The 11,181-nt window shown below is 56.1% G+C and carries 10 protein-coding genes; 7 read left to right on the top strand and 3 right to left on the bottom strand.

Annotated elements, in window-relative coordinates:
• The 3 genes from IT781_RS20700 to IT781_RS20710 form a co-directional block, all read right to left on the bottom strand.
• Positions 1 to 368: cysteine peptidase family C39 domain-containing protein (locus tag IT781_RS20700; RefSeq protein WP_194972072.1), on the bottom strand; the 368-nt coding region annotated here is incomplete at its 3' end.
• A gap of 18 nt (positions 369 to 386) precedes the next feature.
• Positions 387 to 1,349, bottom strand: coding sequence for a DUF2950 domain-containing protein (locus IT781_RS20705; RefSeq protein WP_194972073.1), 963 nt, complete (start codon positions 1,347 to 1,349; stop codon positions 387 to 389).
• 112 nt (positions 1,350 to 1,461) lie between these two features.
• A complete protein-coding gene (locus IT781_RS20710; protein WP_194972074.1) occupies positions 1,462 to 3,279 on the bottom strand; it encodes a DUF3300 domain-containing protein in 1,818 nt (605 codons plus the stop codon).
• A gap of 385 nt (positions 3,280 to 3,664) precedes the next feature.
• Here IT781_RS20710 and IT781_RS20715 point away from each other — a divergent pair, with 385 nt between their 5' ends.
• The 7 genes from IT781_RS20715 (at position 3,665) to IT781_RS20745 (ending at position 11,075) form a co-directional block, all read left to right on the top strand.
• Positions 3,665 to 5,008, top strand: a complete 1,344-nt coding sequence (locus IT781_RS20715; protein ID WP_194972075.1) for a V-type ATP synthase subunit B — start codon at positions 3,665 to 3,667, stop codon at positions 5,006 to 5,008.
• A gap of 6 nt (positions 5,009 to 5,014) precedes the next feature.
• Positions 5,015 to 5,638 (top strand): V-type ATP synthase subunit D, encoded by a 624-nt coding sequence (locus IT781_RS20720; RefSeq protein WP_194972076.1) that lies wholly within the window; start codon positions 5,015 to 5,017, stop codon positions 5,636 to 5,638.
• On the top strand, positions 5,635 to 7,407 hold the full coding sequence (locus IT781_RS20725; RefSeq protein WP_194972077.1) for a V-type ATP synthase subunit I: 1,773 nt from the start codon (positions 5,635 to 5,637) through the stop codon (positions 7,405 to 7,407). Before IT781_RS20720 ends, IT781_RS20725 begins: the two co-directional genes overlap by 4 nt.
• Positions 7,408 to 7,472: 65 nt before the next feature.
• Positions 7,473 to 7,919 carry an ATP synthase subunit C gene (locus IT781_RS20730; RefSeq protein ID WP_194972078.1) on the top strand — a complete coding sequence of 149 codons (447 nt, stop codon included), beginning with the start codon at positions 7,473 to 7,475 and terminating at the stop codon, positions 7,917 to 7,919.
• Between the two features lie 18 nt (positions 7,920 to 7,937).
• Positions 7,938 to 8,597: a hypothetical protein gene (locus tag IT781_RS20735; protein WP_194972079.1), complete on the top strand. Its 660-nt coding sequence runs from the start codon at positions 7,938 to 7,940 to the stop codon at positions 8,595 to 8,597.
• A gap of 14 nt (positions 8,598 to 8,611) precedes the next feature.
• Entirely contained in the window at positions 8,612 to 9,274 is a 663-nt protein-coding gene (locus IT781_RS20740; protein WP_194972080.1) for a DUF2764 family protein, read from the top strand.
• Entirely contained in the window at positions 9,264 to 11,075 is a 1,812-nt protein-coding gene (locus tag IT781_RS20745; protein WP_194972081.1) for a V-type ATP synthase subunit A, read from the top strand. The genes IT781_RS20740 and IT781_RS20745 overlap by 11 nt, the downstream gene beginning before the upstream one ends.
• Positions 11,076 to 11,181: the final 106 nt, after the last annotated feature.

Here is an 11,181-nt window from a genome sequence, read left to right on the forward strand (position 1 = left end):
TTCGGCCGCCCATGCCGGGTTTCCGCTAAAGCTCCAACCCAGCCTACACAGGCTGCCGATTGATCCGAATCCTGGCGGCTTTGCCAGGCTTGTCCCAGAATGATCACGGGATTGCCGACAGCTGTGGCCTGCTCGATTTCTTCTAAAGTGAGATTTTCTTTTATCTCGGCTTCGAATCTCAAGGAGCGGGCGACTCGCACAATATCTTCCGGATAAGTGCCGGTTTCCGGAGTCGTGTGCAGAAGTTGCATCAGCTCCGCTTCATCTACGTCCCAGCCCCAGTAGCTCAATACCGTCTGAAGCGCTGAAGCGCCGCAGGAATACTCGGTACTCTGGCGGGTTTGCTTGAGAAGTTCGAATCGTTTCATGATGGATACCTTATAGCTTCACTCGGCCGGGTTTGTGTTCGCGAGTTGCCATGACGCATCCGGGTCATAGCGCTTCATTGCCATTGCCGTTTTCGCCGTCTGCGGTCCCAGATTTTTCTGGTAAATTTTGCCTTGGTGATTGACTATGAACGTCATGATTCCTGAGGAACCGTATACTGCGGGAAATGCCACAAGGCCGAAGCCTGCGATCATATTGCCGTTTATGATGTAATTGTACTTTCCGCCAGGTGCATGACTGCCCTGTTGCGTGAGAATTTTGTACAGATAGCCATGGTAAGGGGTCGGCGTGCCGGCGGCGCTTTTTGTGCTGTAGCCTTCCGCTTTGGCTTGAGCCACGAGCGGACCCAGCGGGCTTTCAGGCTGACCGGGCGCAGCTTCCCAAAATAACCCGTCGTATTTGCCCGGCTCGCTGCGCAATTTAACGGCGAACTCGGATACTTCGTCGCCGTCGCGATCACTGGCTGCGTACTCGACCTGGGCTTCTACATAAGCCTGTATTACACCCAGCGCCTGCAGCTCGTTGCGGCCAATGCGGCGATTGAGAATTTCTTTTTCACCTTGCTCGGCATCGAATTGCCATTGCTCGCCATGCTTTGCCACAGGCACCGGAAACGCCCAGTCATCCTTGCCAAAATGCAGAATGGCTCTGTCTGCACCTTCCATTTCAACTGACGATTTCTCTTCGGCCATGTTGAGAAAGTCCGAGCGATTGTTGTTGTCTTCCGTTGCGTCGCCCGATGAGAAAATTTGCGCGTATTTGCTGCCGAAAATGGCGGAGATTTTCTCGCTGCTACCGTCATGCGCGGCATTGAGCAGGGCCTTGAGCGCTTCTTCAGGCGATGCGAAACTTTGCCCCTCAGCTTCAGCTGCGGAGTCGGCAGCGGATACGGCAGTAAAAAAAAGCGCTGAGGTTACAAATAAGCATGCAGAAAAGGTATGGCGGAGTTTGAAAGATATCACGATTGAATCCTCGCATGATTAAAGGTCGATGACAGGTGCACGCTGAAAAAACAACCGGCTTGCCTGCGTATCGCATCCGAATAATTCAAAACAATGTTATATCGGCACCCGTTCATCGCCGGCCTCCCCCGCGGGTTCGCGCAGCGCCTCCACCTGCAGCGCGGCCGCCGCCAGAGGCTCCGATTTGTCTGCTGGGCTGGGCACTCACGCGGCTGGCATTGCCGCGGCTGCTGAAATCGCGGGAACGGCCGCGGTCTCGAACGCTTTCAAATGCACTCGGGCGCGACGCTTCCCGGCGTTGCTGCACTCGGGAGCGTTGGACTTCCTGATTCCGCCGGTCTTGGAATCTTTGGGTATCGTAGGCCGATCTTTGTCCCCCCTGTTGCGACGGTCTGCGACTTTCTGCCAACGTTCTTTCAGGTCGCTGGCGGCTGACGCCAGCGCCTTGCTTGCCGGTGGACTTGCGGACTTCCGGCGATCGGGAATTTACGCTTGATGCGCCTCGCCTGCTTTCTGTCTTGATGCGTTGCCCGCTTGCGCGTAAGTCTGCCAAGGCGCTTTCACTGCTCTTTGGCAATGGGCGCTTCCTAGCCTCGGCTTTGCTTGGCGGGGATTTCTTGCCGGGCTTTGTAGCCAGCCGCTGCTGGATTTCACTGCTGGAAGGACGGGGTTGCGCAGCCAGTTGTGCCGCCTGCTTGTTGCCGTATCCGCGCATTTCCGCCGGAAGGTTCTCTGCGCCGCTAAGCCGGCTTCCGGCCAGGGCCGGTTGCTGCAGACGTCCCAGACGTTGCTGTGCCGCCGGCGGGTAAGGCTGCCCCCGGCGGTGGCGCGCATCCGGCCGCCAGCGGTTGGATTGGTCTTTCAAGGCCGTCAGTTGGTCCGACTTGAAAGTGCCTTCCCGGTTGATATTGATTTCATTGCCGGAAATGTTGACGTCACGATTGATGTCGCCCCGGTCTACGTTCACATTGCCATACCGGCCGCCGTAAGCGCCTCCCCCGCCGCCATGCCAGCAATTCCCCCCATGGCATACGGCATCGCCATAATAATGCGAAACATGGTAATCGTCCCAGTCATCGTCGGCCCATTCCATAATGCCCCAAGTCAACAGCCCGCCGACAATCGCACCGGTCCCGAAGTTGATCCATTGGTCACTGGAAGAAGTGGTGGTTGTGGCAGGCGGGTAATAGGCCGGATAATAGCTTGGCGCCGCCCCCGCGGCATAACCCGTCGTCGTTGCCGGCGGTGACGCAAGCGGTGCCCCATACACCGCCTTGGAGTTGTAACTCGGGACCGACAGGGTATCGGCCTTTGCCGGTTCGATGGTGATCACTTCCTTCGTCACAACGGCCGGCGTCGCCTTGGCTTCCGTTCCTTCGGCAGGTTCGGAGAGCGATACGGTCTTGGCTTCCACATTTTGTTGTTCGGAATCCTTTAACAATCCGGCATCGGAGGCTCGCTTGCGCAGCGCCTGGACCGCATCCATCAACTCCGAAGGGTTCGACAGGAAGGCATCGCCTAACTGAGTGGTCCAGTCCAAATGTTTGTCCATCATTGCAATGACTGAAGGAACTGCCGTCAGCCGGGCAACGCTGGCATCCCAGTTTTTGTCGCGCACTGTCGCCGGGTCCGGCTTGGTTTCGAGCCAGCGGGCCGCTTGCACCACTTCCAGCGGATACGTGGCGGCGACCAGCACTTCCGCCAGCAGTGGATCGGGATAGAGGGCGATCGGCGCCACCAATGATTCAATATTCGTTAAGGGTTTTGTTCCTGGCGGTGGAGAGGGTGATGTTGTAACGGCGGGCGGTGATGCGGTGCCGGAAGGTGCGGCTTTGGATGCTTGGGAAGATGTTGGCGCTCCGGAAGAAGGGCCTTGTGCCGCCGTTTTAGCTTCCTGTTGCTCCTCTTTGCCGCAACCGACTGCGTGCATGACGAGGAGTAGTAATATAGCCCGGAGCAATATTCTATTACCTTGGCAACAGCTACTATTTACTTGCTTCGAGGTCATAACAAATACCCTGGTTGTCACTGAATGATGAAGGATACGCATTAAATTCGCAGCATTAATAACGAAATAGATGCTCAGTTTAAGAAAAAGTTCGCATGGGCCTATCCACGCGCAATCAAATACGGAGTTGATGCGAAACCTTAACTTTTCCGGTGATTCGGAAACTTTCTGCTGGCGTAGCGTTCTCAATAGCGTCTTTCCTGTGCGGTTTGAGGGAAATGATTCAGTGCATGAATGCGTGAAGGCAGGAATGGAATATCCGCCCTTTATCGACATCGTTCTCCGGTACTCACTTTGGAGCTTTGTGATGAATCAGATTCAGAATCTTACCCGCCATACCCGCCTTCTGGAGATCGTCGGCGATACCGTGAGAGTGCGTGCCAAGGGACGGGCTTTCGGCGAAATGGCCAGTGTTGAAAACACCGACGGCGAGACGTCCCTGGCGAAAGTCGTCGATTTAGACCGCGACATTGTCAGCCTGCAAGTGTTTGCCGGCGGCAAAGGTTTATCGACCGGCGCCACGGTTACCTTCCTCGGCCGCAGCCTGGACGTCGTGTATTCTCCAAATATTTTGGGACGGATTTTCCGCGGTTCCGGCGAACCTATCGATGGAGGCCCGGACCTGACTACAGATCCTCGCATTCCGGTGGCCGGGCCGACCGTCAATCCGGCGATGCGCGTCATGCCATCGCATATGATCGAGACTCGGGTACCGATGATCGATTTGTTCAATTGTCTGGTTGAAAGCCAAAAGATCCCTATTTTCTCGGTTGCCGGTGAACCCTATAACGAACTGCTGGCCCGCATCGGCTTTCAGGCGAACGCCGACGTGCTGGTGTTCGGCGGCATGGGATTGATTTTCGATGACTACCATTTCTTCCGCACGTCGTTCGAGACCCACGGCGTATTCCACCGTACCGTCATGTTCGTCAATCAGGCGTCCGATCCCCTGGTCGAGCGTTTGATGATACCGGACATGGCGTTGGCGGTGGCCGAAAAAATGGCGGTGGATGAAAACAAGCGCGTGCTGGTATTGCTGACCGACATGACCGCCTATGCCGATGCGATGAAAGAACTGGGCGTGGCCCAGGAACGTATTCCGGCGGTGCGCGGCTACATGGGCGATCTGTACACGCAGTTCGCGCAGCGCTATGAAAAGGCCTGCGATTTCAAAGGCGCCGGCTCGCTGACCATCCTGACCGTCACCACCATGCCGGGCGATGATGTGACGCATCCCGTACCGGACAATACCGGCTATATCACCGAAGGCCAGTTTTATCTGCATGACGGCATTATCGATCCGTTCGGCTCCCTGTCGCGCCTGAAGCAGCACGTCGTCGGCAAGGCGACGCGCGAAGACCACAGCCAGATCATGAATACCATGATCCGTTTTTATTCCGGCGCCGTCGAAGCGCAAAAGAAGCAGGCAATGGCTTTCGAATTGTCGCCTCTGGATCACAAGTTATTAAAGTTCGGCAAGCTGTTTAAAGAACGCTTCATGGACATCAGCGTTTCCCTGGGCGTCATCGATGCGCTGGATTTATGCTGGCAGACGCTGGCGGAATGTTTCACGCCCGAGGAACTGCTGATGAAAAAGAATCTGGTCGACAAATATTTCCCGCAGCAGGTTTCCGCAACGAACCGGGAGTAGTCCTCCATGGCCAAGTTGAAGCTCAGCAAGCAGGCGTTGCATCAACAGCAGGAACAGTTAAAGCTGTACAAGCGCCTGCTGCCTTCGCTCGATTTGAAACGCCGGCAACTGACGATGGAAGCGCAGAAGGCCCAGAACGAATATACTGAAGCGCTATCCGCCAGCGAAGCGCTGGAAACACGTATCGGCCAAGAATTGCCGATGCTGGCTGACGAAAGCCTACGCTTGCGGGACCTGGTCGTAGTAACGGGTTACCGGCTGGGTGAACAAAATGTCGTCGGTGTGAGACTGCCGGTGCTGGAATCGCTCGACTGCCGGATCGCGGACTATTCTCCTTTAATCACGCCGCCCTGGATCGACATACTGGTGCAACGCCTGAAGGATGCCATAACCAGCCGTCTGCGCGCCGAAATTGCCTGCCAGCGGCTGGAGATTCTACGTGTGCAGTTGCGCCGGGTGACCCAGCGCGTCAATCTGTTCGAGAAAATTCTGATTCCTACCGCGCATAGCAATATTCAACGCATCCGGATTTATCTGGGTGAAGCCGAACGCGCCGCCGTAGTCACTTCGAAACTCGCCAAATCGAAACAATTGAAGGAGCGGAACGTGCTGACGGAGGGCCCGGAATGAGCATCGCCCGCCTGAACAAGGTCACTTTTGCCGGCTTGACGGAAGACCGGGAACGCTTGCTGCAGGATTTACAGAATCTGGGCTGTCTGCATATCGAACCGCTGGCCCCGGAAGGCGAGACGCTTGCCACCGCCGTCGGCCCTAGCGGAGGAGCGCGGGAAGCGCTGCAGTTCTTACGCGAATATCCGCATCGAAGACGGCAAAGCCGGGACGTCAGCCGTTTCGATGCCTTGGAAATCGAAGGCAAGACGCTCGATGTCCGGCGGCGATTGCTGGAGCTCACCGATGAGCGCGATTTTCTGATCAAGCGCATTCAGGACATGCGTCCGTGGGGCGATTTCGTTTTTTCGCCGTTGCCTGAAATGGGCAATCTCCGCTTCTGGTTCTATGTGGTGCCGCACCGCGATATGCCCAGAGTGGCGGAACTGGGGTTGCCTTATGAGATCATCAAAAAGGATAACCGTAATAATTATGTCGTGGTTATTTCCGAAAGCGAGCCTGAAGGCATGCCCGTCAATCGCACGCATACAGGCTACCAGCCCCGGCATGTTTTGGAGGCTCTACTTGAAGAGGTGGAGCTGGCTATCGAGGACGTGCAGGCGGAACGGGCCTATCTGACCCGCTGGTATACACTGCTCAAAGACAATATCGCCACCCTGGAAGATCAAGCCGCATTGACAGCCGCGCTGAATCAGACTTACACGCGCCATGAAATGTTCGGGTTGCGCGGCTGGGCGCCGCAGGATCGCCTCCCGCAGCTGACCGATTATGCGCGCCGCCACCGTGTGCATATCGATAGCCGTGAAGCAGAGCCGGAGGAAAACCCGCCGACTTATCTGGAGAATCCGTCCTGGCTTTCGGCCGGCGAGGATCTGGTCAATTTTTACATGACGCCGGGTTACCGTACCTGGGACCCTTCACCGGTCGTCTTCATCTCTTTCGCGCTGTTTTTTGCGATGATCCTGGCCGATGCCGGCTATGCGCTGCTGCTGGGCATTCTGCTGCTCTTCTTTTGGCGCAAGATGGGCGCATCACAGGCAGGAAGACGCTTTCGGCCTTTATGTCTGACCATCGTTGTCCTTTCGCTGCTGTACGGAATGCTGATCGGCAGTTATTTTGGCATCGCACCGCCTGGCGGTACGCCGCTGGCGGCGCTGCATGTATTGGATATGAGCAATACCAACCTGATGATGGCTATTTCAGTCTTTATCGGCTGCATACACGTCATTTTGGGAGCCTCGATGGATGCGATGCGACATAAGAATCCCATAGAAGGGCTCGAATCAATCGGCTGGGCCTGCGTCGTCACGGCCGGGCTGATTTTCCTGATTTCTACGGCTTATGCGCCTGGCGTTCTGAAACCGCTGTCAGTGCTGCTCGCCGGAGCGGGCACACTCCTGGTGCTGCTGTTTGCAGCGCCTTACGATAAGCCCTTGAGCCGACTGCTGAAAGGCCTTCTCGGCCTGACCAAAGTGACCGGCGCTTTCGGCGACGTGCTCAGCTATCTGCGCTTATTCGCACTGGGCCTCGCCAGTGGCGCCCTGGCGCTGGAATTTAACCGCATGACCACAAGCATCTATGACGCCATGCCGGGGGTAGGCATTGTTTTCGGTTTTCTGGTACTGCTGCTGGGTCATACGGTCAATCTCGTGCTGGGACTGGCGAGCGCCGTCATTCACGGTTTGCGGCTTAACGTTATTGAGTTTTTTAATTGGGGATTGAAGGAGGAAGGATGGCAGTTCAAGCCTTTCCGCCGCAACGAGAGATGAGACCATAGCACACGACAAGACTACTTCGGTTTTCTCTGTAACTTTTAGACGACAGGAGGTTCGCAGTGGATTCAATCATCATATCATTAGGCTGGCTGGGCATGTTCGCTCCGCTGGCTTTGGGCGCAATCGGCAGCGGGATCGGTTGTGCCCGCGCCGGCATGGCGGCTTGCGGCGCACTGTTGGATCTGGAAAGCGGATACGGCCGGTTTATCGGTGTCGCCGCGATGCCTTCCTCCCAGACTATCTACGGTATTGTCGTCACCATGGCGCTCAGGCGCGATCTGACCATCGACAATTCGCCCGGCATTTTCGGCATAGGCATCCTCACCGGACTGGCCTTGATGATTAGCGCCTTTGCTCAAGGCAGCACCTGCGCCGCGGCCATCAATGCCTCGAAAAACAAACTGGAGGTTTTCGGCATTTCCCTGGCACCGGCCGCGTTGGTGGAAGGTTTTTCGGTATTCTCATTCGTCTTTGCGCTGGTGCTGTCCGGCGGCATTCCCAAATAAGCTGACGGGGGGCAAATTATGTCGGAACATATCAGCGACACTACCAGTGTACAGGCGTTAATCGACAGAATCCGCGACCAGGGCGTGCAAAAAGCCAAAGAGGATGCCGCGCGCATTCTCGCAGAAGCGGAAGCCAAAGCGGCGCAACTCATCAGTGATGCGAAAAAAGAGACCGACCAGATGCGCGCCGAGACGACTTCGGAAATTGAAGCCGAGCGCGCCGCGGCATCGGAAGCCTTGAGACTTTCCGCACGCGATACCGTGCTGCAACTGAAAAATCTGGTGTCCACGGCCTTCGAAGGCTTTGTGCGCCGCCTGGTGACAACCGCTACGCAAGACCAGGAGTTGCTCAAGAATCTGGTTTTAGTTTTGGCCGGTCATAGCGTGGACGAGTTCATCAAGGATAAAGACATTCAAATTATGCTCTCTGAAGCCGTATTGGCCGGGCAATCCGATCCAAAGCTTCGGGATTTAGGCAAACAGGTCATATTGAGTTTATCCAGCGACATGCTGCGCCAAGGTGTTGAACTGCGGCCGGACAGCAGCATCTCGGGCGGCGCGAAAGTGCGTCTGGTCAACGAACAGCTGGAAATCGACTTATCTGACAAGGCGATCGCCAAAATGCTGGCAGAGCGCCTGTCCCCGCGTTTACAAGCCATATTGGCGGGCATCGAGTAGAGGCTAGCCGGATTATGAAGGATTACTATACCGTCGTCGCGAGTCTGCCGCACCTGCCCTACTTTGCCGATGCCGAGCGCTTGCCGCTGACCCGCTTGCGCCTGGAACAGCGCCTGCGCATGCTTGACGAAAGCGAAACCCGGCAAATCTATCTGGCCGAAAGACTGGTGGGCTGGCGGCCATCGTCGACCGCCCAGTTTGGCAGCGGCGCCAAAGCCATCGAGCGGATAAACCGCAGCCTTCAGGACATCAGTGAACCGGTGTTACGGGAATTCGTGGAATACCGTCTGGATATGCAAACGCTGCTTGCCGCGTTACGCATCAGGCAGGCCCAGCGAAGCCCCCCCGGCGCTGAAATCTGGGGCATGGGCAGCCATGTCAGACGGATCGAAGCGAACTGGGATGTCCCCGATTTCCATCTGAGCCACGTCTATCCGTGGCTACTCGAAGCCGACCGCCTTATAGCCGCTGCCGATGCCGTCGCTCTGGACCGCTTGTTGATGGAGGTCGTATGGCGACACCTGTCGCGCCTGGCTGATACCAATCCTTTCGGTTTTGAACCGATCGTCGCCTATGTGTTTCAGTGGGATATCCTGCAAGCCTGGCTGCTTCGCGATGCCGATGCCGCGAAACACCACTTCAAAAAATTGATCGATGAGGTTAAACATGTCCAGTGAAAAAACCGGCGCCGTCTTTGCGACCGTGATTGGCGTCAAGGAAAGTTTGATATTGATCGAGTTCGATGAAGCTGCCGATGTGATGAAAAACGAAGTCGGTTATGTGCACGTAGGCGATGAACGGCTCAAGGCCGAAATTCTCCGGGTTCGCGGGCGGACCGCAGACATGCAGGTATTCGAGGACACCCGCGGCGTGCGGGTCGGCGACCGGGTGGAACTGTCCGGCGAAATGCTGTCGGCCACTCTGGGTCCCGGCCTGCTTGGGCAGGTTTTCGACGGCTTGTTGAATCCTTTGCATGTGCTGGCGGAAAAATACGGCTTTTTCCTGCCGCGCGGCGTTTCAATTTCGCCGCTGAACCCCGATAAAAAATGGCAGTTCACGCCGGCGATAGAAATTGGTGGCACATTGCCGCCCGGCGGCGTCCTGGGGTCGGTGCCGGAAGGGCCCTTCAAGCACAAGATCATGATTCCTTTCAATGAGGCGGAACCGGTCAAGGTAACCTGGCTCCGCAGCGACAGTTACAGCATCGATGAGGTTGTCGCACGCTATCAAACGCCTGCTGGAGAGGAGCGGGAATTAACCCTGGCCCAGCGCTGGCCGATCCGGCGGCCTATCCCGGAAAACCTGCTGCGCAAGCGCTATATCGAACGGCAGTTTCCGGCCATACCGCTGACTACGGCAACCCGTATCATCGATACCTTTTTTCCCATCGCCCAAGGCGGCACCGGCTGTATTCCCGGGCCATTCGGCGCCGGTAAAACGGTCCTGCAAAGCCTGATCGCGCGTTATTCCAGCGTCGATATCGTGATCATCGTCGCTTGTGGCGAGCGAGCCGGTGAGGTTGTCGAGACCATTCACGAATACCCTGAAACGGCCGATCCCCGCACCGGAGGGACGTTGATGGACCGGACGATCATTATCTGCAACACATCTTCAATGCCGGTTGCGGCGCGTGAAGCCTCCATCTATACCGGCATCACCCTAGGGGAATATTTCCGGCAAATGGGTTATCACGTCCTGCTCATCGCCGATTCAACCTCGCGCTGGGCGCAGGCAATGCGCGAAACATCAGGCAGGATGGAGGAAATTCCGGGCGAGGAAGCGTTTCCGGCTTATCTCGATTCGGCCATTAAAAATCTATATGAACGCGCCGGCGTTATCCGTTGCGCCGACGGTAGCACCGGCGCGCTGACGCTGATCGGCACCGTTTCCCCGGCGGGCGGCAATTTCGAGGAACCCGTCACACAATCCACCTTAGGCACCGTCAAAACTTTTCTGGGTTTGTCCGCCGACCGCGCCTATAAACGCTTTTATCCGGCCATTGATCCATTGCTGTCGTGGTCCCGGTATCTGGATCAGCTGGCGCCATGGTTCAAGAGCGAACTTGACCCGCAATGGATTAGCGATGTTAAAGACATGATGGCTTTATTGGAGCGCGGCGACAGCATTTATCAGGTCATGCAGGTTACCGGCGAAGAAGGGATTTCCCTGGAAGATTTCATTGAATGGCAGAAATCGGTGCTTTTAGACATGGCCTATCTGCAGCAGGACGCCTTTGACGAAGTGGATGCCAACATGCCGCGCGAGCGACAGTTAGCCAGTTTTCGCTTATTGAAAAAGCTGTTGACGGCCGAATTTAAATTTCAGGACAAAGATGCCGCGCGCGATTTTTTTACCCGAATCACCGGGCTTTATAAAAACTGGAATTACAGCCGTGCGGATTCGCCGGATTATGAACGATACATGACGGAAATCGAACAGCTTGCCGGGCAATATCAATCGCCCCACCTCATGCCGTAAATTAGGGCAATTCTTTGTTTTATATAACCGCAATCTGCCATCACTTAATGTGTAAAAATGTGATTACCGAGGGAAACTGACGGACTAATTACCGAGGGACTTTGTC

Origin of the sequence: Methylobacter sp. BlB1 (assembly GCF_015476545.1) — a bacterium.
Lineage (GTDB): Bacteria > Pseudomonadota > Gammaproteobacteria > Methylococcales > Methylomonadaceae > Methylobacter.

What these genes read in the sequence shown, in the direction of transcription:
- IT781_RS20715 (WP_194972075.1), top strand. Translation starts at nt 3,665, where the DNA reads ATGAATCAGATTCAGAATCTTACCCGCCATACCCGCCTTCTGGAGATC.
- IT781_RS20735 (WP_194972079.1), top strand. Translation starts at nt 7,938, where the DNA reads ATGTCGGAACATATCAGCGACACTACCAGTGTACAGGCGTTAATCGAC.
- IT781_RS20745 (WP_194972081.1), top strand. Translation starts at nt 9,264, where the DNA reads ATGTCCAGTGAAAAAACCGGCGCCGTCTTTGCGACCGTGATTGGCGTC.
- IT781_RS20740 (WP_194972080.1), top strand. Translation starts at nt 8,612, where the DNA reads ATGAAGGATTACTATACCGTCGTCGCGAGTCTGCCGCACCTGCCCTAC.
- IT781_RS20710 (WP_194972074.1), bottom strand. Translation starts at nt 3,279, where the DNA reads ATGCACGCAGTCGGTTGCGGCAAAGAGGAGCAACAGGAAGCTAAAACG.
- IT781_RS20720 (WP_194972076.1), top strand. Translation starts at nt 5,015, where the DNA reads ATGGCCAAGTTGAAGCTCAGCAAGCAGGCGTTGCATCAACAGCAGGAA.
- IT781_RS20725 (WP_194972077.1), top strand. Translation starts at nt 5,635, where the DNA reads ATGAGCATCGCCCGCCTGAACAAGGTCACTTTTGCCGGCTTGACGGAA.